The sequence below is a fragment of the Craurococcus roseus genome, assembly GCF_039523795.1.
In the GTDB taxonomy this organism is placed as follows: domain Bacteria; phylum Pseudomonadota; class Alphaproteobacteria; order Acetobacterales; family Acetobacteraceae; genus Craurococcus; species Craurococcus roseus.
The window spans coordinates 1-20,822 of the sequence record NZ_BAAAFZ010000125.1; the positions used below are offsets into that span (position 1 = coordinate 1).

Genomic DNA, 20,822 nt, shown 5'->3' on the forward strand with positions numbered 1-20,822 from the left:
CCGCCACCGCTGACTGCTCGGTGGCCCCGCGCCCCGCCGCCGACGCCGCCCACGCCGCCGCGCGCGAAGCGCAGCTCCGCGCCGCCGGCACAGCCGAGACGGCCGAAGGCGGCGCGCGGCTGGTGGAGGAGCGCGTGGCCGAGCGCCTCGGCGGCGGCGCCGAACTGCCCACGCCCGACGATCTCTCCGACGCCGGGGAGGAGCGCGCCCGGCGCAAGCTGGAGCGCCTTTCGCGCGAGCGCGACGAGATGGGTCCGGTGAACCTCCGCGCCGACGTGGAGGTGGCGGAGTTGGACGCGCGCATCGCCGGCATCACCGGCGAGCGCGACGAGATCGGCGCCGCCATCGCCAAGCTGCGCGGGCAGATCGGCCACATCAACCGCGAGGGGCGGGAACGGTTGCGCGTGGTCTTCGACCAGGTGGACCGGGAGTTCCGCGGCTTGTTCGCGCGGCTGTTCGGCGGCGGGCGGGCGCACCTGGCGCTGGTGGGTTCCGACGACCCGTTGGAGGCGGGGCTGGAGATCTACGCCGAGCCGCCGGGCAAGAAGCTCTCGGCGCTGTCCCTGCTCTCGGGCGGGGAGCAGGCGCTGACCGCGCTCTCGCTCATCTTCGCGGTGTTCCGCTGCCACCCGGCGCCGGTCTGCGTGCTGGACGAGGTGGACGCGCCGCTCGACGACGCCAACGTGGAGCGGCTGTGCGACCTCTTGGACGGCATGGCGGCGGAGGGCGGCGAGGGCCGGAGCGGCACGCGCTTCCTGATCGTGACGCACCACCCGCTGACCATGGCGCGGATGCACCGGTTGTACGGGGTGACGATGCAGGAGCGCGGGGTAAGCCGGTTGCTGAGCGTGGACCTCGGCCGCGCGGTGGAGATGGCGGAAGCGCCGCGGGCGGCTGAGTAGCGAGCAATCCGTTCAAGCGTTCGGCTTGATGCCGACGCGATCGTTGCTAATGTGCTTGGGCCCACTGCCGGAAACCGAGCCATGTCCGCCGCCGATGCTCACGATCGCCAGACGAGCCTGCTCATCCGCAACCTAGACGTCGGCGTGAAGCGAGCTCTCGGTCGGCGCGCTGCCACCTCGGGCGTATCGATGGAGGTTGAGGTGAGGCGGATCCTGGCTGGCGCTGTCGCTGAATTCGTCGAGGAGCAAGCGGTTCTGCCGGTGAGCCTAGGCGCGGCGATGACGACGCTGTTCGGCAAGGACGCCGGCGTGGAACTCGACCTCCCGCCGCGGGAAGCGGGCCGCGCGCCGCCGGACTGCGGCGGGGCGGGCGCGGCTTGAGGCTGCTCGACACGGGCGTGCTTTCGGAGCTCATGCGACCAACGCCCGATCCGCGCGTGCAGCGTTGGGCCGACCGGCTGCCGCACCACGCCTTCTGCACCGCCGCGACCGTCGCGGCGGAACTGCGGTTCGGGGTGGAACTCCTCCCCGCTGGACAGCGCCGCAGGCGCACTTCGCACGCGGTTGACCGCGTGCTCAGGGACGTGCTTGGCAGGCGTATCCTGCCCTTCGACCTGACGAGCGCGCGGCATTGCGCCGTCTTCCGAGCGGCGCGGCAGCAAGCCGGCCGCCCGGTGTCGGTTCAGGCCGCGATGATCGTCGCCACGGCCGTTGCGCACAGGGTGGAAGCGATCGTCACGCGCGACCTCGACGGTTTCGAGGGTTGTGGCTTGCTCCTGATCGATCCCTGGGCAGCCTGACGGTTCCCGTTCAAACCCATCGGACACCCTACCGGAAGGACAAGCCTACGCCGCTCCCGCCCCCGAAGCGTTCCCCCGTGACCGGCGCGGCGGCGGTCCCCACCGCGGCCCGCTGCACCGCCAGCAGAAAGACCGCGGTGGTCGCAACCGGCGCGAAGTGGAGACCCGTCGCGGAAGCCAGGGCGCCGCTGACCATCGGCATTATGAACGCCACCGCCAAGCCGAGGCGCTCCCAAGGCAGGAATCCGTCGCGGCTGGCCTCGCTCAGCAGCCACGCCATCGGCAGGGCGAGGATCGCCAGGTCGTAGTCGAGCGTGTAGTGCGCGAGGAGCGGCGTGCAGGCGACGATGAGCGCGGCCTCCGCCCGCGCGCCGGGGCGGCGGCGGAGCGAGACGACGAGTAGGCACGCGGCGCCCACCGTCACAACCGCCTGCACGGCGTAGGCCAAGCCGACGCCGCCGCCGGCGAAGCGGACGGCTCCGAACCAGGACACGAAGCGCTCGAAATCCACCGCGCCGCGTGCCATGCCGGGCATCCCCATGGCGGCGCTGCCGAGCCAAGCCGCCCAGATGCCGGCACCGAAGGCGAGCGTCGCCGCCAGGGCGAGGCCGAGCACCGTTGCCGTCGCGGCGGCGAAGGTCCGCCAACGCCCGGTGACGGCGAGCGCGAGCGGCACGGCGAGGCCGAGTTGCGGCTTGTAGGCGAGCAGGCCGAAGAAGACGCCGGCGAGGATCGGCCGCTTGTCCAGGTTGAGGGTCGCGCCCGCGAGCAGCGCCGCCGACACGAAGCCGTTCTGCCCGGAAACGGCGTTCGACCAAAAGGAAGGGAACGCGAGCAGCGGCAGCACCGCCCAGCGGTCGGGGTGGAGCGCCCGGAGGCCGCGCCAGCACGCGAAGGCGGTTCCGCCGACGAACGCGGCGTGCGCGGCCGCGTAGGGCAGCAACGCGAGGGGCAGGATCATCAGGAGCCAGAGCGGCGGGTAGAAGAAGGGCAGGAAACCGTAATCGCCGCCCAGGACTTCAATCTGCGCCGCCCGTATCGCCACGGCGTCGTAGGCGAGTTCGGCCGTGCCCCGGAGCGCCAGCCAGGACGCGCTGAAGTAGCAGGTGAAATCGCCCCCGAGCGGCACGCCGCGCATGTTGATGCCGTTCTGGGACGTGCCGAGCATCACGGCCACGATGAGGACCAGCCCCGCCAGCAGCATCCAGCCCGCTATTGTGGCGCGTTCTGCGTTGAGCCAAGCGGCCTCGCGCAGCGGAGACAGGAGCGGGCGCATGATAGTTTGCTACTAGGATTTCAACATTTATTCAACTAAAAGTAGAGGAACCTTCTGCCGCCCCAACCAAATGCCGGAACCCGAAGAGACCGCGGGCGCGTCGTCCCTGTCAGCTCCCGTGCCGGGTGCCGCCTCGATGCGGGGCGCCCTGCCCCAGCGCATCCAGCGCCTCCCCAAGGTCGCGCCGCAACGCGTCGCTCTGGATGCGCGGCAACGCGTCCTGGATCATAGGCACGAGCCGGTCCGGTCCGCAGCGTAGCGGCTCGATCGCGGCGTCCGGTTCGCTGTCCGGGCGGCCACGGAGCGCTTCGAGGTGCCGGCGCAGCGCGGCGTGGAGGCGCGCTCCGTCCGACCCCGCGCCGAGCCACTCGGCCGCGAGCAACGCGGCCACCAGCGCGCGCACCTCCTCCCGCGGGAGATAGCCAAGGTAGGACGGGTCCAGTTCGTGCATGAAGCAGGGCGGCGAGCTGCAGACGACAGCCGCGTTCGGGTCTTCCTCCACCGCGGCCGCGCTTCCCGCCGCTTCCCGGGATTCGCTCATCCTTGTGGCCTCCCCAATCGGCAAGGCGTCTGGCCGGACACCGGCACGGGCCGCTGGCGGATGCGACGCCACACCTTCAACGCAGGCTCCGCATGGGCGGCGCCGTCCCCGCGGGCGGCGCCGGCTGCGGCACGGCGGCGGCCGGCGCGGGCGGGACGGGCGCGGACTCCGGGGCCGGGTAGATCCGCGGATAGGTGATCGCCCCCGCCGGCCCCGGCGGGCGCGGCGGCCCGGCGCGGCCGCACCCGGCGAGCAGCGGCGGCAGCGACGCCGCGAGGAGCAGCAGCGCGGACGCCGCGCCGCGCATCACGCCAGCTTCTCCCGCCATTCGGCCGCCATGCGCCGCACGTTCTCCGGCGCCGTGCCGCCGAACGACGTGCGGGAAGCGACGGACGCCGCGACCGTCAGCACGCCGAACACCGCTTCGGTGATGCGCGGCTCCTCCGCGCGCATTTCGTTCAGGGCGAGGCCGGCCAGATCCACGCCCTTCGCCTCCGCCCGCGCGACCAGCCGGCCGGTGACGTGGTGCGCGTCGCGGAAGGGCACGCGCAGTTCGCGCACCAGCCAGTCCGCAAGGTCGGTCGCGGTGGCGAAGCCGGCGCCGGCCGCGGCTTCGAGGCGCGCCGCGTCCGGGCGCATGTCGCGCGCCATGCCGGCCACCGCCGCCAGCGACAGGGCAAGGCTCGCGGCGGCGTCGAACACACCTTCCTTGTCCTCCTGCATGTCCTTGAAGTAGGCGAGCGGCAGGCCCTTCAGCACAGTCAGGAGGCCGACCAGCGCGCCGGTGACGCGCCCGGTCTTGCCGCGCACCAGTTCCGCCGCGTCCGGGTTGCGCTTTTGCGGCATGATGGAGGAGCCGGTGGTGAAGGCGTCGGACAGGCGGACGAAGCCGAAATACGGGTTGGTCCAGACCACCACCTCCTCCGCGAAGCGCGACAGATGGGTGGCGCACATCGCGCAGCAGAACAGGAACTCGGCGGCGAAGTCGCGGCTGGCGACGGCGTCCAGGCTGTTGCGCATCGGGCCGCCCTCGAAGCCGAGGGCGCGCGCCGTCATGTGGCGGTCGATGGGGAAGCCCGTGCCGGCCAGGGCCGCGGCGCCGAGCGGGTTCTCGTCCAGTCGCGCGCGGCAGTCCCGCAAGCGGCCGAGGTCGCGCCCCAGCATCTCCACGTAGGCCAGCAGGTGGTGGCCCAGCGTCACGGGCTGCGCCGGCTGGAGGTGGGTGAAGCCCGGCATCACCGTCCCGGCGTGCTCCTCCGCGCGCGCGGCCAGCGCGCGCATCGCGTCCCGAACCTGCTCCGAAAGGCCGTCGATGGCGTCGCGCACCCAGAGGCGCAGGTCCAGCGCCACCTGGTCGTTGCGGCTGCGCGCGGTGTGCAGGCGCTTGCCGGCCTCGCCGACCGCCTCCGTCAGCCGCGCCTCAATGTTCATGTGGATGTCTTCGAGGCCCTCGTCCCAGGGGAACTCCCCGGCCTCGATGCGGGCGGCGATGGCGTCCAGGCCGCGGCGGATGGCGGCCTCGTCCTCCCGCGTTATGATCCCCACATGCGTCAGCATGGCGGCGTGGGCGAGGCTGCCGCGGATGTCTTGCCGCCACAGCGCGCGGTCGAAGCCGATGGAGGCGTTGATGGCGCGCATGATGGACGAGGGGCCTTCGGCGAATCGGCCGCCCCATTGGGAGTTGCTGGACACGATGGCTGCGCTTTCTCCGTTGCGGCCCACGCGACGCCGGGCCTTGGCCCTGTCGGCGGGCGCGACCCTAGCCGCGGCGCTTCCGGGGCGGCAAGCCGCGCGCGCCCAAGGGACCGGCGGCAAGCTGGTGGAGGCGGAGCCGCCGGTGCAGGCGCCGGCTTTCACCTTCACCGACGCCGACGGCAACGAGCACGGCGCGACGGACTTCCTCGGGCAAGGGCTGGTGGTGAACCTGTGGGCGACGTGGTGCCCGCCCTGCGTCGCCGAGATGCCGGCGCTCGACCGCGCGCAGGCAGCGCTGGCGGAGGAGGGCGTGAAGGTGCTGGCGCTGTCCTCCGACCGCGAGGGCCGCGCCAAGGTGGAGCCCTTCTACCGCGACCGCGGCATCCGCCACCTCGGCCTGTGGCTCGACCCGCGCGGCGCGGCGACCCGGGCGCTCGGCGCGCGCGGCCTGCCCACCACCGTCGTCATCGACCGCAAGGGCTGGGAGCGGGCGCGCCTCGTGGGCCCGGCCGAGTGGGACAAGCCGGAGATGTTAACGGCGATCCGGCGCTTGGTGGGCCCGCCGCCGGCGCAAATGAAGCAGACCTGACCCGCGCGGCGGCACCGGCGGCCACCCGGCGCGTTCTCCCTCCGAACCGGGCCAACCGAAGGAGGACGCATCTTGAGTGGCCGCACGGCGTCGATCGCCGCCCAGACCGCACGCGCCGGCTGCGAGGACGGCGCGCGGGCGCGGCTGGAAAGGATCGCGCGCCTTTTCGACAGTAGGTGGCGCATCCCCGGCACCGGCATCCGGTTCGGGGCGGACGCCGCGCTGAACCTGCTTCCGGGTTTCGGCTTGGTCGCGGCGAAAGGCGTGTCCGCCTACCTGATTTGGGAAGCCCGCCGCCTCGGCGTGCCGACCGGGACGCTCCTGCGCATGATCGGCAATGTCGGAGTGGACGCGCTCATCAGCGCGGTCCCGGTGGCCGGCTGGGTCGGGGATGTGTTCTACCGCGCCAACCTACGCAACATGGCGCTCCTGCGCGAACACCTCGACCGGCAGGGCCACCCGCCACGGTGATCGTCCGCCGCGTCGGGGACGGCGAAGGGCTGGGCCCCACCAGCCGACGCTTCGCGCGCCGGGCATTCTGGAGGGGAAGCGCGGCCTAGCGGCAGATCCAGGCGTCAGGTCCGTCGCCCTCTTCCGGCACGTCGGCCACCACGTCGGCAATCACCAAGGACAGCCATTGGTCCGTCGTGGTGCCCAGCGCCGTGGCGCGTTGCGCGATAACCTCGGCCAGCCCTTCGGGCAGATCGATCACCACTTCCGCCATTTCGCCACCTGGTTCCTGCTGCTGAACGTCGGGGCAAGAACGCGCCAAGCGCGAAAGGGATGCGGCGGACCGGCCCGCGGCCGCCTCGTTCCGCGCCCGTGCAGCGCGGGCGGACGGCATCCCCCACGGCGCGCCAAAGCCCTCCGCGCCGGCGGCGGGAGGCGCGCCGGCGATCAGGCGCCCGGAGGCGGCGGCGGTTCGCGCCCCGGCACGGGCCCGAGGAGGCCGAGGTCGATCGCCGCGCGGTAGCAGAGCGCCGCGAAACCCGGCGTGCGCGGCAAGGCGGCGAGGCGCGCCCGCGCGGCCGGCTCCTCCAGGATCGCCGCCACGGCGGCTTCGTCCTCCACGGGCGCGGGCAGGCGCGGCGTCACCGGCCCTCGCGTCGGCGGCAGGCCGAGCAGCAGCCGTTCCAGCACGCGCGAGTCGACCGGCACCACGGCGCCGCAGGTCATGGCCAACCCGTCCTCCGGCCAAGCCAAGCGGGCGCCGAACAGCCGGCCCGGCGGCTGCCGGCCTAGGTGGCTGTCGCGGATGTGGACCGGCCCGCCGCCCGGGAAGCCTTCCGCCGCCGCGCCGCCTTCCGGGTGCGCGCCGCGCAGACGGTAGAGGCCGAACGCCGCGTCCAGCAACGCCGCCAGCATCAGCGCCTCGTCGCTGCCCGGCGGCGGCGGGTCCGCCTTGGCCTGCCGGTCTATGCCGCGCCCGTGGCCGCCGAGCGGGTCGAGCACGCCGAGGTCGAGCACGAGGGCGAGTTGCAGTTCGTCACCCGGCGTCACCCGCTTGCCGTCCCACAGCGAAAGGGCGCGCGCCTGCTGCGCTATGCTCGCCAGCGGCACGCGGCGCGCGGCCAGGGTGAGGATGCGTCCCCGCGCTTCGGCGTAGCGGTGGACGGGACCGCCGGTCCCTCTCACGCGGCCGCGGTCGAGGCCGTGTTCGGCACGGGGACGCCGAGGCCCTGGGCGCAACGCACGATGGAAGACCAAGTGTCGGGCTGGAGCGGCACGCCGGCGCGCAGGCGCTCGGCTCGCAGCCGCGCTTCCGGCTCGCCCGGCGCCAGCACCTCGCCGCCCGGCTCGGTGGGGCGGGAGGACTTCACCCAGGCGACGTACTCCTGGGCGGTGCGGAGGAACTCCGCCTCCGTGCCGAAGTGCTTCGGCGAGATGAAGACGGAGAGCATCCCGTTGGCGATGCGCCCGCGCTTCTCCACCGGGCCGGCGCAGCCGCCGCCGGTCAGCGCCCCGGCCAGCAGCTCGCACGCGAAGGCGAGGCCGCTGCCCTTGTGCTCGCCGAAGGCGCGGATGGCGCCCAAGCCGCCTTCGGAGCTGCGAAGTCCCGTCCGCTCGTAGTCGCCGTAGAGCGTGCGCGGGTCGCCGGAGGGGCGCCCGTCGGGCTCGATCAGCGCGTCCGGCGGCAACGGCTTGCCGCCGTTGGAGGCCACCAGCACCTTGCCTTCGGCGACGCGGGAGGTCGCGAAATCCAGCACCACCGGCGGCGAGGTCGGCACGCCGACGGAGAAGGGCGCGGTGGAGAAGCGCCGCTCCACGCCGCCGAAGGGCGCCACCATAACGCTGCCGGCGACGTTGACGAAGTGGACGGAGATGAGTCCCGCTTCGATCGCCTGCTCGGCGTAGGCGCCGGCGCGGCCGATGTGGCCCGAGTTGCGGAGCGCGACCACGGCGGTTCCGTGCCGCTGCGCCCGTTCTATGCCGAGCGCCGTCGCCTGCGGCGCCACCGTCTGGCCGAAGCCGAAACCGCCGTCGAGCAGCACGAAGCCGCCGCCGTCGGTGACGACCTCGGCCCGCTTGCCGGCGACCACGTGGCCCGCCCGCTGCCACTCGACATAGCGCGGCACGCGCGCGACGCCGTGGCTGTCGTGCCCGGCGAGGTTGGCGCCGAGCAGGTGGCGGGCGATCCGCCCGGCTTCGGCCCCGTCGCACCCGTTGGCGCGGAAGATGGCGGCGACGAAGGATTCGAGCTGTTCGGCGCCGATCAGCACCGGTGCTTTGGCGTCAGGCATCGGACTCCTAGAGGACGCGGCCCGAGGCGGGCTCGATCAGGTGCATCTGGTTGAGGTCGGCCGCGAGGGGCATGCGCCGGCCCGGCTCGGCGGGGACGGACGGGTCGAGCCGCGCCGTGACCTCCTGGCCCCCCATCGGGAAGATCACCAGCGTCTCCGCCCCCATCGGCTCGATCACCTCGGGCGTCGCCTCGAACGCCGCGACGTTCTGGCGGCCGTCGCCGCGCGCCTCCGTCAGGTGCTCCGGCCGGATGCCGAACAGCACCTCCTTGCCCGCGTGCGCCGCGTAGCGCCCGGTGCGCTCGGCCGGCACCGGCAGCGTGACGCCGTCCGGCAGGTTGAGGCGGAGCGCGCCGGCGCCGTTCTCCAGCCGCGCCGGGATGAAGTTCATCGCCGGGCTGCCGATGAAGCCGGCGACGAAGCGCGTGGCCGGGCGGTGGTACAGCTCCTGCGGCGGCCCCACCTGCTCGATGATCCCGCCGTTCATCACCACCACGCGGTCGGCGAGCGTCATCGCCTCCACCTGGTCGTGGGTGACGTAGACGGTGGTGGTGCGGACGGTCTGGTGGACCTTCTTGATCTCGGTCCGCATCTGCACCCGCAGCTTGGCGTCGAGGTTGGAGAGCGGCTCGTCGAACAGGAACACCTTGGGGTCGCGGACGATGGCGCGGCCCATGGCGACCCGCTGCCGCTGCCCGCCCGAGAGCGCCTTGGGCTTGCGGTCCAGCAGCTCGCCGATGTCGAGGATGCGCGCCGCGTTCTCCACGCGGCGGCGTATCTCGGCCTTGTCGAACTTCCGCAGCATCAGCCCGAACGCCATGTTGTCGTAGACCGACATGTGCGGGTAGAGCGCGTAGTTCTGGAACACCATGGCGATGTCGCGGTCGCGCGGGGGTATGTCGTTCACCACCGCGCCGCCGATCGAGATCTCGCCGCCCGATATCTCCTCCAGCCCGGCGATCATGCGGAGCGTGGTGGACTTGCCGCAGCCCGAGGGGCCGACGAGGACGACGAACTCCTTGTCGGCGATGTCCAGGTCGATGCCCTTCACCGCCTGCACGCCGCCCTCGTACTCCTTGACGATCTTGCGGAGCGATACCTGCGCCATGGTGCTCAGCCTTTCGTCGCGCCGGCGGTCAGCCCGGCGATGTAGTAGTCCATGAGGAAGGCGTAGACCAGCAGCGGCGGCGCCGCCGCCATCAGCGCCCCGGCCATGATCTTGCCCCAGGCGAAGGTGTCGCCCCGGATCAGGTCGGAGACGATGCCGACCGTCAGCACCATCTGGTCGGAGCTGACCAGGAAGGCCATCGGGTAAAGGAACTGCGCCCAGGACACCGTGAAGGCGAAGATCGTCGCCGCCAGGATGCCGGGCAGCGCGACGGGGATGAAGATCTTCCAGAGCATCTGGAAGTGGTTCGCGCCGTCGATCAGCGCCGCCTCGTCCAGCTCCTTCGGGATGGAGGAGAAGTACCCGATCATGATCCAGGTGCAGAAGGGCACCGTCAGCGTCGGGTAGATCAGGATCATGGCGAGCAGGTTGTTGTAGAGGCCGAGGCCGCCGATGATCTGGAACAGGGGGATGAACAGCAGCGTTTCCGGCACGAGGTAGGTGAGGAACACGCCGGTGGCGAGCGTGGCGCTGCCCCAGAAGCGCATCCGGGCGAGGGAGAAGGCCGCGAGCGTGCTGATGACCATCGTGATCGCCACCACGGCCAGCGTCACGATCACCGAGTTGCGGAAGTGGAGCACGTAGTTGCCCTGGGTCAGCAGCTCCCGGTAGTTCTCCAGGGTCGGCGCGCTGACGATCCACGGGTTGCCCGAGAGGTCCGCGATCTCCGCGCTGCTCTTCAGGCTGGTCATCAGCATGTGGAAGGGCGGGACCAGGAAGAACAGCACGAACACCGCCAGCGCCACGTAGGCGCCGATCAGCGCCCAGCGGCGCTCGCGCTTGATGCTGCCGATCTTGCGCTGGGCGGAAGGGGCGGCGGTGGCCGTCGCCCCCGCGGGGAGGGAAGCGCCGCTCATCCGGCCATCTCCTTGGAACGGCGGGTGACGCCCCGCAGCACGAACACCGCGAACACGGCCAGGATCGGGAACATGAACAGCGACACCGCCGAGCCGAGCGGGATGTCGCCGGACTGGATGCCCACCTGGAAGGCATAGGTGCCGAAGATGTGCGTCTTGTCCTGCGGCCCGCCGTTCGTGAGGATGCGGACGATGTCGAAGTTGGCGAAGGTCACGATCAGGCTGAACAACACGGTGATGGCGATGATGTTGGCCATCATCGGCACGGTCACGTGGCGCAGCTTCTGCCAGCCCGTCGCGCCGTCGATCGCCGCCGCCTCGTAGAGCTGGTCCGGCACCGACTTCAGCGCGGCGAGGTACATGATCATGAAGAAGGGCGCGCCGTACCATACGTTGACCAGGATCACGGAGAAGCGCGCCCAGCTCGGCTCGCCGAGCCAGGCAACCGGGGGCACGCCCACCGCCGAGACCAGCCAGTTGACCGCCGAGTAGGACGGGTCGAATAGCCACCACCAGGCGAGGGTGGAGATGGCGGGCGGAATCACCCAGGGCACCAGCAGCATCCCGCGCCACTTGCGCTGGCCCTTGGCGGGCAGCGCGTGCAGCACGTGCGCGAGGATGAAGCCGATCAGCGCCTTTGCCACCACGGCGCCCACCGCGAAGAGGACGCTCTGCCAGATCACCTCCTGGAAGGTTTCGCGGGTCAGCAGGAAGCTGAAGTTGTCGATGCCCACGAAGCTCGTCATGCGCTTGTTCAGCATCGACAGGTAGATCGCGTAGAAGAAGGGATAGGCCACGAGCCCGCCGATCACGGCGAGCAGCGGCAGCGCCATGAGGAAGGCGAGCGTGGACCGCCGGCGGGCGACCCGTTGCAGCGTGCTCGCCTTGCGGGGCGGGGCGACCGCGGCGGGGACGCCGGGCGCCGTTATGACGTTTCCGTCGGCCATGCTTGCCTCCCTGGCCGTCATTACTTGTCGCCGCCACCCGGCGGAACGGCCCCGCCCGCTGGCGGGCGGGGCCTGCTCGCCGTCAGCCGCGCTTGAAGCCCTCGACCTCCTGCGTGGCCCAGCCGAGCACGCGGTCGATCGGCTCGTTGTTCTGCACCATCCGCGCGATCATCTTCGCCTGGATGCCCTGGTTGTACATCTGCACCGCGATCTCCGCCGGGGCCGGGGCGAAGGCGACGTTCGGGGTCGCCTTGTGGTGCGGGCGGACCGGGTAGTTGTACACGGTGCCCCGCGGCGGCTCGACGTCGCGCCAGACGCGGATCTCCTCCGTCATGCTGGCGAAGGGCGGGATGTCGTAGCCGCTGGAGGCCTCCACCAGCTTCTGCACCTGCTCGGTCTGCGACAGGTGCTCCAGCAGGACCTTCGCCGTCGGCTTGTTCCGGCTGAAGCTCCAGATGCCGTAGAAGTAGGGCAGGTGCGGCACCGGGTGGCCGGCCGGGCCCATCGGGCTCGGGAAGTGCCACACGTTGCGCGCCACGTCGGGGGCGTCGCGCTTGGCCACCGCCCAGGCGGAGGGCGGGTTGAAGATCAGCGCCGAGCGGCCGGAGATCAGCGCGCGGTTGTTGGTGGCGTCGTCCGCCGCGAACATCTCGTTCGGGATGTGCTGGAACAGGCGCTTCGCGTAATCCATCACCTGCCGCACCTTGTCGTTGTTGCGGATGGTGATGTTGCCCTTCGCGTCCACAAGGTCCGCGCCGTAGGAGCGGAACATCGCGCCGATCCAATCGGTGGCGTCGGTGAAGGTGCCGGCCGGCAGGGCGAAGGGAAAGCCGGCGTCCTTGCACTTCTGCGCCGCCGTCAGGAAGGTCTCCCAGTTCCATTGGTCGGCGCCGGGGCCGAGGCGGTTCTCGGCCGGGTACATGGCCTGCACGTCGATGCCGGCGTGCTGCTTCATCAGGTCGATGCGCGCGGCCGAGCCCTTGAACTGGCTGCCCACGGTCTGCGGCACGGCCATCCACTTGCCGCCGATCTTCGCCAGGTACTCGGAGGCTTCGTTCACCGCGCCGTACTTCTGGCCCAGGCGACCCATCACGTCGTCCACGGGCTCGAGCTGGCGGTGGTGGTTGTGGATCTCCCAGGTCGGGAAGGACAGGATGTCGTGCCCTTGCCGCGCCTGCGCCTCGGCCGCGATGGTGATGAGGTTCTTGTTGCCGACGGAGGTGATGAAGTCGAGGACCACCTCGACGCGGTTCTTCTGCGCCCAATCGTTCACGACGGCGCGGATCGCATCGTTGGCCGCCGCCCCGACCCAGTGGTCCCAGAAGCCGAGCGCCAACCGCCCGCCCGTGCCCTGCGCGTGGACCATGGGCGCCGCCAAGGCGCCGCCGGCGAACACGCCCGCACCCGCGCGCAACGCGGCGCGCCGGCCGATTCCAGAAGCTGCCATCCCGTCCCTCCTGCCCGGTTCCCGCGGCGCCCCGCGGCGGGCTGTTTGTTGTGCGAGCGGTCGAATCCCGCCACCGGAGCTTTGCCCGGTTCGGGGGACGGGGGAAGGGGCGACCGGAACACGTGCCCCGGCGCCAGCTCTGCCCGGCACCACGGGGCTCACGGAAAGTGTGATGAAGCGCACATGCGGGTGCCACGCGCGAGGGCTAAATTTGCCCTTGCACGCTGGCGGCTCCGACCCTAGTTTGTGCATCGCAGCAACGCGGTGGTATGACCGTTTGCTGTTTACTTGGACGTTTCCTCCCTAAACTCGGCGGCACCGCAAGGTGCCGCCCTTTTTTTGGCCTGCATGGGAGGAGTCGCGGCCGACGCGAATATGTCACCGGTGTCGCACTCCGGTCAACGCGACTTTCCCGCGAATGATTTCCTAAACCGAGTACGCTTGCCGGTTACTGCCGTGGCGGCGACGATGCTTGGCATGACCGACACCCACTCGGCCGACGCCCTCGTCATCGGGGCCGGCATCGGGGGCGCCACCGCCGCGGCGCACCTGGCGGCGGCCGGTCGCCGCACGATCCTGCTCGAGGCGGAGGAGAGCGCCGGCTACCACACCACCGGGCGCTCGGCCGCCATTTGGGTGCGCAACTACGGCAGCCCGGACGCCCGCATCCTCACCGCCGCCTCGCGCGATTTCTTTCTGGCGCCGCCGCCGGGCTTCTCCGACGCCCCCCTCGCGCGGCCGCGCGCCGTGGTCCACCTCGCCCCGCCCGAACAGGCGGCGCGCCTCGAAGCGATGATGCGCGAGGCGCCTGACATGCGGCCGATCGACCTCGATTCCGTCCACGCCGCGGTCCCGCCTCTGCGCCGCGGCTACGCCGCCTTGGCCGCGGTGGAGGAGGACTGCTTCGACATGGACGTGGCGGCCCTCCACGCCGGCTTCCTCCGGCAGGCCGCCGCGAACGGCGGCAGGCTGGCGCTCCGCCACCGCGCCGGGCGCGTCTGGCGCGAGGGCGGGCGCTGGCGCGCCGAGGGCACCGGCGGCGCGGTCTTCGCCGCGCCCGTCCTCGTGAACGCCGCCGGCGCATGGGGCGACGAGGTGGCGCGCTTGGCCGGCCTCGCCCCCATCGGCCTTCAACCGAAGCGCCGCACCGCTTGCATCATCGACCCCGGCCCGCACGATTGCGCCGGCTGGCCGCTGCTCGGGGACGCCGCGCACACCTGGTACGTGCGGCCGGAAGCGCGGCGCAAGCTGATGGTCTCGCCCGCCGACGAGACCGACGACGCCCCCGGCGACGCGCAGGCGGACGAGCTGGACGTGGCGGTCGCGGTGGACCGGATGCAACGGGCGCTCGACATCCCCGTTTCGCGGATCGAACACCGCTGGGCCGGCTTGCGCACCTTCACGCCGGACCGCGGCCTCGCCATCGGCCCCGGCTCGGAGCCGGGCTTCTTCTGGATGGTCGGTCAGGGCGGCTACGGCATCCAGACCGCGCCGGCGGCGGGGCGGCTCCTCGCCGCGCTGGTCGAGGGCCGGGCGCCGCACGCGGACATCGCCGCCGCCGCGCCGCTCGCCGACCCGGGGCGCTTCGCGTGAACGGCGCGCCCCCGGCCGGCCCCGCCGTTTCCTTCGCCGACGTGGAGGCCGCCGCGGCGCGGCTCCACGGCCGCGTGGTCCGCACGCCGGTCCTGCACCACCCCGCGCTGGACGCGGCGACGGGCGGCACGGTCCTGGTGAAGCCGGAGCCGTTGCAGCGCACCGGCAGCTTCAAGCTCCGGGGCGCCACCAACGCGGCGCTGTTGCTGGACGAGGGCGCGCGCCGGGCGGGGGTGGTGACGCATTCCAGCGGCAACCACGGCCAAGCGGTCGCCGCGGCGGCGCGCATGCTCGGGATGCCGGCGCTTGTCGCCATGCCCGACGACGCGCCCGCCATCAAGCGCGACGCCACGCGGCGTTGGGGCGCGACGATCCTCACCTTCGACCGGCACGGCACCGACCGCGAAGCCCTGGCCGGGCGCTTGGCCGCCGAGCGCGGCGCCGCGCTGATCCCGCCCTTCGACCACCCGCACGTCATCGCCGGCCAGGGCACGGTGGCGCTGGAGCTGGTGGAGGACGCGCTCGCCGCCAGCTTCCCGCCGCTCGACACGCTGGCGGTCTGCACCGGCGGCGGCGGGCTGGTGGCCGGCTGCGCCCTGGCGATGGAAGCGATGGCGCCCGGCGCCGAGGTCTGGGCGGTGGAGCCGGAAGGCTGGGACGACACCAAGCGCAGCCTGGAGGCCGGCGAGCGCCTGGAGAACGACGGCACAGGGTCCGGCCTTTGCGACGCCCTGCTCTCGCGCCGCCCAGGTGCCATCACCTTCCCCATCAACCGCCGCTTGTTGGCCGGCGCCGCCGTGGTCACGGAGGCCGAGGTGCTGCGTGCCATGCGCTTCGCCTTCGAGCACCTGAAGCTGGTGGTGGAACCGGGCGGCGCGGTCGCGTTGGCGGCGGTGCTGGCGGGGAAGGTCGAGGCGCGCGGCCGGACGGTGGGCGTGGTGCTGAGCGGCGGCAACGTGGACCCGGCCGTGTTCGCGCGGGCGCTCGCGGCAGTGGCGTAGGCGTCCTACAATCCCGCGAACAGCTCGGTGGAAAGGTAGCGTTCCGCGAAGCTCGCAGCGATGCCGATCACCAGCCCGCCGCGCAGCGCCGGGTCGCGTGCCAGCGCCAGCGCCGCGTGCAGCACCGCGCCGGAGGAGATGCCGACCGGCAGCCCTTCCACGGCGGCGCAGCGGCGCGCGGCGGCCAGCGCGTCGCGCTCCGACACGCGCTCCACGCCGTCGAGCGCCGCCAGGTCCAGCACCGAAGGGCAGAAACCGGCGCCGATGCCCTGGATGTCGTGTGGCCCCGGCTCGTCGCCCGAGAGCACCGCCGATTCCGCCGGCTCCACACCGACCACGCGCATTCCCGGGCGGCGCGGCTTCAGCGCGCGGGCGATGCCGGTCAACGTGCCGCCGGTGCCGATACCGCCCACCACGACGTCCACCTCGCCCCCCGTGTCGGCCCAAATCTCCTCCGCCGTGGTGGCGGCGTGGATCGCGGGGTTGGCCGGGTTGTCGAACTGGCGCGGCATCCAGGCGCCGGGCGTGGCGGCCACGATCGCCTCCGCTCGGGCGATGGCGCCGCCCATGCCCTGCCGGGCCGGCGTCAGCTCCAAGCCGGCGCCCATCAACCGCAGCATCTTCTGCCGCTCGACGCTGGCGCCGTCCGGCATCACCACGATGAGCTTGTATCCCTTGGCCGCCGCCACGAAGGCCAGGGCGATGCCGGTGTTGCCCGAGGTCGGCTCCACCAAGGTCGAGCGGCCGGGCGCGATCAGCCCTTCGCGCTCCGCCGCCTCCACCATGGCTAGGCCGATGCGGTCCTTCACCGAACCGAGCGGATTCTGGAACTCCAGCTTGAGGGCGAGGCGCGCGGCCAAGTCCTCAGCCGCTTCCAGGCGCGGCAAGCGGACCAGCGGCGTGTTGCCGACGATCTCCAAAACGCTGCCGTAGACCCGGCCGCGGCTGTTCGCGAGAGGAAGGGCGTCCATCGTGCCCAATAGATTAATACGTGGCGGCCGCGTATTTTAGGGGCGAACACCCGGAGATGCCCGCCGCCGTGCTCCTGCGTCGCGACCGTGCCCTCACCGCCATCGCCGTGGCGCTCGACGTCGCCTTCCACGCCGGGCGCGGGAGCGGCGGCGCAGGCGGCGGCGCCCTGGCCGGCGCGGCAGAGGTGGCGGACCGGCTGGGCGTCGCCAGGCGCGGCCTCGAACCGGTGCTGCAAGCCCTGTCCCGCGCCGGCCTGCTGGAAAGCGTGCGCGGCCCGCGTGGCGGCTACCGGCTCGCCCGCCGGCCGCGGGACGTTTCGCTGGCCGAGGTGCTGGCCGCCGTCGCCGAGGGGAGCGAGCCGGCGGATGACGGCCTGTCGGGCGCCCTGCAAGCGGCGGTGGTCGGGCCGCTCTGGGACGAATTGGAGACCGGTCTGCGCGAACGCCTCGCCGCCCTCACCCTGGACGATCTGCTGCGCCGCGCCCAAGCGGCGGGGCTGAAGCGCCCGGCCGCCGAGCCGTTGAATTTCGCCATCTGAGTCCGCCCGGGCACCGCCGCGGATTTCCCAGGACGGCCCGTGAGCCCCTTTGCGCTCGATCAACTCGCGTGGCGCAGGCGCGGCGTAGCTTCACAACCGGACTTCATTCCTTCTTCTATAAAGCATCGGCACAATCGCCGGCGGGGGACACGCCATCATGGCTGAACAGGTCGCCACATCCACCGACCCACTGGCGGTTCCGGCGCTCTTCGGCACGACCGGACCTGCGCTCGTGCGGAACGGCGACGACTGGACTCTCGATTTCGGGGACGTGCAGGCCGGCCAAATCCTCAGCTCGGTCCGCTTCGGCGTGCAGAACGCCGCCCGCGCGCCAGACGCGCACTCCCTGTCCGTGACCTCCGAGCAGTTCGGGGATGCGGCGTTCCGGGTCTTCGGCGCCCCGATCTACGACGACATCGGGCCGGGCACCGGGCGCGGCGAAACCGTGATCACCGTGGACACCGCTTTCCCCGGCGACCACACCCAGACCATCGTCCTGCATCCGGTGGATGTGGCCGCAGACGGGACACGGACGCCCCTCCCGGACCAGACGGCGCGCGTCTCCATGAGCGCGGTCGGGGACCTCGGCGGCGCCGGGGCCATCCCGTTCGACGCCTTTTCGGCGAGCCTGGAGGACGCCGGCAGGGACCAGTACCTCGCCACCACGCCGGTCCTCCTCGACGGCGAGCATTTCGCCCGGATCGCCAATCTCGGGTCCTGGAGCACGGGCGGCGACCTGTCTTTCGCCCCCTCGGCCGAGCAGGCCGCGAGCTACGGGCCCGACTACCTGTTCGCCACCTTCCAGCAGGTGCGGGCGGACCTGTCCGGCGCCGGCGCCGGCGTGCGCCAAGCGTTGGTGGTGGGCGGCAAGGGCGGCGCGCTCGACACCGGCGCCGGGGGCCAGGCGGTGGCGTGGTCTTTCGCCAGCGAAGGGGCGGGCGACGGCAACACCGCCGCCATCGACACCGGCGCCGGGAACGACTCCATCCTCGTCACCGCGGTCGGCCTCGATGGCCTGGACGACCGGTTGGCGCCGGGTTCGGTCCTGCCTTACGCCATCTACCCGGGATCTGTTCCGAGGGGCGGCTCCACCTACGAAGGGGCCTTCTCCAGCGCCGTGGTCCGTCCGGGTCAAGGCGAGGATGCCATCACAATCCAAGGCGAGGCGGCCGTAACGGTCCTCCTGGGCCAGGGCGACGGGGACGACACCGTGTCGGGCTTCGTTTCCGGCGCCAGCCGCATCCAGATCAGCGGCGTCGATCCCGCTGCGACGTCCGTCGCCGCGGCCATCCAAGGCGGGAAGGCGGGCACGCTGCTCACCTACGGCGCGGCAGGCGACAGCGTCTTCCTCCCCGGCGTCGGCGCCTTGAATGACGGCGACGTCGCCTACGTCGACGTGCCGCGGCCGGGTCCGGGGGGCGGGGGCACGCCCCCGACGCCGGCCGCGCCAGCCTTCGCCAGCTTCGCGCAAGCGGTGGCCGCGCGGTTCTACGACACGATGTTCGACCGCAAGCCCGAAGCCGGCGGCCTGGATTTCTGGACGCGCGCCCTACAGGACGGCACGCCGTTGCGGGCCGTGGCGGACGGTTTCATGCAGTCGCCGGAGTGGCAGGCGCGCTACGGGGTGCCGGACAGCCTGGCCTTCGTGGAAACGCTCTACAGGAACGTGCTCGATCGCGCGGGCGAAGCGGAAGGAGTGGCCTTCTGGACCGCGCATCTGGACACCGGCGCCGCGCGCCGTGGCGAGGTCGTGGTGGCCTTCTCCGAAAGCGCCGAGCACGTCGCCAAGGTCACGGCGGTGGACTTCCTGCCCTGAGCCGCGAGGCGCGGGCCCGGCCGACGCCGCCAACCGATCGGTGAGCGGCGCGGCGAAGGACGCCCCCCCCGCACCGGAACTCCTCCGCGTCGGGACTCGGCAACGGGCGCCCAGCGCGGGCCCGGAGGCGCGCGGCGGTGCTCGGTGCCGCGCGAGCGAGGGGCGCCGCCGGGCGACACCCGGCCGGCCGGCCACATCGGCCGGGGCGTCAGGCACGGCCGCTTGGTGCCGGCGGCGGCGCTTCGGCACCGTCCGCCAGCCCCCGGCGCCACCCGCGCGACGGCGGCGGATGCGGTCCGAGTCGGCCGCGCACCGGGCCCGCGGCGCGCCGCTACTCCGCGTCCACGTAGCGCAGGTAGGGCTTCTTCGCTTCCCAACCCTTCGGGAAGAGCTTCTTCGCGTCCTCGTCGGACACGGAGCCGGCGATGATGGCGCGCTCGCCGGGCTTCCAGTTCGCCGGGGTGGCCAGCTTGCGCTCCGCGGTGAGTTGCAGCGAGTCGATCACCCGTAGGATCTCGTCGAAGTTTCGGCCCGTGCTCATCGGGTAGGCGAGGGCCAGCTTGACCTGCTTGTCCGGCCCGATGACGAACACGGTGCGCACCGTCGCGTTGTCCGCCGCCGTGCGCCCCTCCGAGGTGTCGCCCGCGCCGGCGGGAAGCATGCCGTAGAGCTTGGAAACCTTGAGGTCCGGGTCGCCGATCATCGGGAAGTTCGGGGCGGCGCCCATCACCTCCGCGATGTCCTTCGACCAGCCCTCGTGGCGGTTGACCGGGTCGACGCTGAGGCCGATGACCTTGACGTTCCGCTTGACGAATTCTGGCGCGAGGTGCGCCATGGTGCCGAGTTCGGTCGTGCAGACCGGGGTGAAGTCCTTCGGGTGGCTGAACAGCACGCCCCACGAATCGCCGAGCCACTCGTGGAAGCGGATGCGGCCCTGCGTGGTCTCCGCCTCGAAATCCGGCGCGACCTGGCCGATCTGAATGTTCATGACTCTGGTTCTCCTCCTTCGCGTCAGGAACGCCGTGGCGCTCGGGTGATCGGCATCTAGGCGCGCGGGCCGAACGGTACCACCCCGAGCCGCCGGACCGTCACCCGGCGGCGACCGCGGCGCGGCGCCGCGCGTCTTCGGCGTGGACGGGCGGCAGCAGCGCCGCCGCCAAGCCCGCCGCTTCCCCGATCACCACCAACGCCGGCGTCGCCAGGGCCGCGCGCCGCGCGTCCAGCGTGCAGGCGCCCAGTGTGGTGCGCAGCACAGCTTGGCCGGGCAGGCTCGCCTCCGACACCACCGCCACGGGCGTCTCGGGCGGACGCCCTTCGGCCAGCAGGCGCAGCGCGATCTCGTCCAGCCGGGTGAGCGCCATGAACGCGGCGATCGTGCCGCCCGACCGCGCCAACGCGCCCCAATCCACGCCACCGGGCATCCCGCCCGTCTCGTCGTGGCCGGTCACGAAGGTCACGGCGCTGGACACCCCGCGGTGGGTGAGCGGGATGCCGGCCGCCGCCGGCGCCGCGAGCCCAGCCGACACGCCGGGCACCACACGCCAAGGGATGCCGGCCGCGGCCAGCGCCGCCGCTTCCTCGCCGCCGCGGCCGAACACGAAGGGGTCGCCGCCCTTCAGCCGCACCACCCTGAGCCCCGCGCGGGCGCCGGCCACCAGCCGGGCGTTGATCGCGGCCTGGGACAAGGGCGCCGCGCCCTTGCGCTTGCCGACCGGGACGATCTTCGCGCCGGCGCGCACCAGCCGCAGCACGGCCCGGCCGGGCAGGGCGTCGTGCAGCACGAGGTCGGCCCGCCGCAGCGCATCCGCGGCGCGCAGGGTGAGCAGGCCGGGGTCGCCCGGCCCGGCGCCGACCAACCACACCTCGCCCGGCCGGGGCCCGTCGCCCGAGGCCAAGGCGGAGCAATATTCCACGACGCCCATCCGCGTCCCATCCCGAA

General features: G+C 72.5%; 22 protein-coding genes and 1 pseudogene. 9 read left to right on the top strand and 14 right to left on the bottom strand.

The features are described from left to right. From ABD067_RS25790 to ABD067_RS25800, 3 genes and pseudogenes are all read left to right on the top strand, one after another. Positions 1-902, top strand: a pseudogene (locus ABD067_RS25790) (chromosome segregation protein SMC); the annotation flags it as partial. A gap of 81 nt (positions 903-983) precedes the next feature. Then, positions 984-1,283, top strand: a complete 300-nt coding sequence (locus ABD067_RS25795) for a FitA-like ribbon-helix-helix domain-containing protein (RefSeq protein WP_343898304.1) — start codon at positions 984-986, stop codon at positions 1,281-1,283. After that, complete coding sequence (locus ABD067_RS25800; protein ID WP_343898305.1) at positions 1,280-1,702, top strand: type II toxin-antitoxin system VapC family toxin; 423 nt, start codon at positions 1,280-1,282, stop codon at positions 1,700-1,702. The genes ABD067_RS25795 and ABD067_RS25800 overlap by 4 nt, the downstream gene beginning before the upstream one ends. Before the next feature lie 28 nt (positions 1,703-1,730). Here ABD067_RS25800 and ABD067_RS25805 read toward each other — a convergent pair whose 3' ends face one another. The 4 genes from ABD067_RS25805 to argH all read right to left on the bottom strand — a co-directional run bounded on the left by ABD067_RS25805 (position 1,731) and on the right by argH (position 5,211). Further along, positions 1,731-2,978, bottom strand: coding sequence for a glycosyltransferase family 87 protein (locus ABD067_RS25805; protein ID WP_343898306.1), 1,248 nt, complete (start codon positions 2,976-2,978; stop codon positions 1,731-1,733). Positions 2,979-3,087: 109 nt separating this feature from the next. Further along, positions 3,088-3,519 carry a hypothetical protein gene (locus tag ABD067_RS25810; RefSeq protein WP_343898307.1) on the bottom strand — a complete coding sequence of 144 codons (432 nt, stop codon included), beginning with the start codon at positions 3,517-3,519 and terminating at the stop codon, positions 3,088-3,090. Between the two features lie 76 nt (positions 3,520-3,595). Continuing rightward, positions 3,596-3,826, bottom strand: a complete 231-nt coding sequence (locus tag ABD067_RS25815; protein ID WP_343898308.1) for a hypothetical protein — start codon at positions 3,824-3,826, stop codon at positions 3,596-3,598. Continuing rightward, a complete protein-coding gene (gene argH / locus ABD067_RS25820; RefSeq protein ID WP_343898309.1) occupies positions 3,826-5,211 on the bottom strand; it encodes an argininosuccinate lyase in 1,386 nt (461 codons plus the stop codon). Before argH ends, ABD067_RS25815 begins: the two co-directional genes overlap by 1 nt. Before the next feature lies 1 nt (position 5,212). On the opposite strand from argH, the gene ABD067_RS25825 reads away from it, so the two are divergent. Both ABD067_RS25825 and ABD067_RS25830 read left to right on the top strand, forming a co-directional pair. Beyond that, entirely contained in the window at positions 5,213-5,803 is a 591-nt protein-coding gene (locus ABD067_RS25825) for a TlpA family protein disulfide reductase (RefSeq protein ID WP_343898310.1), read from the top strand. 72 nt (positions 5,804-5,875) lie between these two features. After that, complete coding sequence (locus tag ABD067_RS25830) at positions 5,876-6,274, top strand: DUF4112 domain-containing protein (RefSeq protein WP_343898311.1); 399 nt, start codon at positions 5,876-5,878, stop codon at positions 6,272-6,274. A gap of 85 nt (positions 6,275-6,359) precedes the next feature. Here the strand turns inward: ABD067_RS25830 and ABD067_RS25835 are convergent, their stop codons facing one another. The 7 genes from ABD067_RS25835 to ABD067_RS25865 form a co-directional block, all read right to left on the bottom strand. Then, positions 6,360-6,527, bottom strand: a complete 168-nt coding sequence (locus ABD067_RS25835; protein ID WP_343898312.1) for a hypothetical protein — start codon at positions 6,525-6,527, stop codon at positions 6,360-6,362. A 173-nt stretch (positions 6,528-6,700) separates the two neighbouring features. Beyond that, entirely contained in the window at positions 6,701-7,438 is a 738-nt protein-coding gene (locus tag ABD067_RS25840; protein ID WP_343898313.1) for a hypothetical protein, read from the bottom strand. Continuing rightward, complete coding sequence (locus ABD067_RS25845) at positions 7,435-8,544, bottom strand: malate/lactate/ureidoglycolate dehydrogenase (RefSeq protein ID WP_343898314.1); 1,110 nt, start codon at positions 8,542-8,544, stop codon at positions 7,435-7,437. The genes ABD067_RS25840 and ABD067_RS25845 overlap by 4 nt, the downstream gene beginning before the upstream one ends. Before the next feature lie 7 nt (positions 8,545-8,551). Next, on the bottom strand, positions 8,552-9,652 hold the full coding sequence (locus ABD067_RS25850) for an ABC transporter ATP-binding protein (RefSeq protein ID WP_343898315.1): 1,101 nt from the start codon (positions 9,650-9,652) through the stop codon (positions 8,552-8,554). Between the two features lie 5 nt (positions 9,653-9,657). Further along, positions 9,658-10,569 carry a carbohydrate ABC transporter permease gene (locus tag ABD067_RS25855; RefSeq protein ID WP_343898316.1) on the bottom strand — a complete coding sequence of 304 codons (912 nt, stop codon included), beginning with the start codon at positions 10,567-10,569 and terminating at the stop codon, positions 9,658-9,660. Continuing rightward, positions 10,566-11,516 carry a carbohydrate ABC transporter permease gene (locus ABD067_RS25860; protein WP_343898317.1) on the bottom strand — a complete coding sequence of 317 codons (951 nt, stop codon included), beginning with the start codon at positions 11,514-11,516 and terminating at the stop codon, positions 10,566-10,568. The genes ABD067_RS25855 and ABD067_RS25860 overlap by 4 nt, the downstream gene beginning before the upstream one ends. Before the next feature lie 82 nt (positions 11,517-11,598). Beyond that, a complete protein-coding gene (locus tag ABD067_RS25865) occupies positions 11,599-12,963 on the bottom strand; it encodes an ABC transporter substrate-binding protein (RefSeq protein ID WP_343898318.1) in 1,365 nt (454 codons plus the stop codon). Between the two features lie 477 nt (positions 12,964-13,440). On the opposite strand from ABD067_RS25865, the gene ABD067_RS25870 reads away from it, so the two are divergent. Both ABD067_RS25870 and ABD067_RS25875 read left to right on the top strand, forming a co-directional pair. Further along, the gene (locus tag ABD067_RS25870; protein ID WP_343898319.1) at positions 13,441-14,556 is read left to right on the top strand and encodes an NAD(P)/FAD-dependent oxidoreductase; all 1,116 of its coding nucleotides are present in this window, start codon (positions 13,441-13,443) and stop codon (positions 14,554-14,556) included. Further along, positions 14,553-15,557: a threonine ammonia-lyase gene (locus ABD067_RS25875; protein ID WP_343898320.1), complete on the top strand. Its 1,005-nt coding sequence runs from the start codon at positions 14,553-14,555 to the stop codon at positions 15,555-15,557. Before ABD067_RS25870 ends, ABD067_RS25875 begins: the two co-directional genes overlap by 4 nt. Before the next feature lie 5 nt (positions 15,558-15,562). Here the strand turns inward: ABD067_RS25875 and cysK are convergent, their stop codons facing one another. Next, the gene (cysK, locus tag ABD067_RS25880) at positions 15,563-16,528 is read right to left on the bottom strand and encodes a cysteine synthase A (RefSeq protein WP_343898321.1); all 966 of its coding nucleotides are present in this window, start codon (positions 16,526-16,528) and stop codon (positions 15,563-15,565) included. A 68-nt stretch (positions 16,529-16,596) separates the two neighbouring features. Here cysK and ABD067_RS25885 point away from each other — a divergent pair, with 68 nt between their 5' ends. Further along, a complete protein-coding gene (locus ABD067_RS25885) occupies positions 16,597-17,067 on the top strand; it encodes an RrF2 family transcriptional regulator (RefSeq protein WP_343898322.1) in 471 nt (156 codons plus the stop codon). Positions 17,068-17,224: 157 nt separating this feature from the next. Continuing rightward, positions 17,225-18,883, top strand: a complete 1,659-nt coding sequence (locus tag ABD067_RS25890) for a DUF4214 domain-containing protein (protein ID WP_343898323.1) — start codon at positions 17,225-17,227, stop codon at positions 18,881-18,883. A gap of 331 nt (positions 18,884-19,214) precedes the next feature. Here ABD067_RS25890 and ABD067_RS25895 read toward each other — a convergent pair whose 3' ends face one another. Together ABD067_RS25895 and cobA are read right to left on the bottom strand one after the other, a co-directional pair. Further along, positions 19,215-19,871, bottom strand: coding sequence for a peroxiredoxin (locus ABD067_RS25895; RefSeq protein WP_343898324.1), 657 nt, complete (start codon positions 19,869-19,871; stop codon positions 19,215-19,217). 100 nt (positions 19,872-19,971) lie between these two features. Beyond that, a complete protein-coding gene (gene cobA / locus ABD067_RS25900; protein WP_343898325.1) occupies positions 19,972-20,805 on the bottom strand; it encodes a uroporphyrinogen-III C-methyltransferase in 834 nt (277 codons plus the stop codon). Between the last annotated feature and the right edge of the window lie 17 nt (positions 20,806-20,822).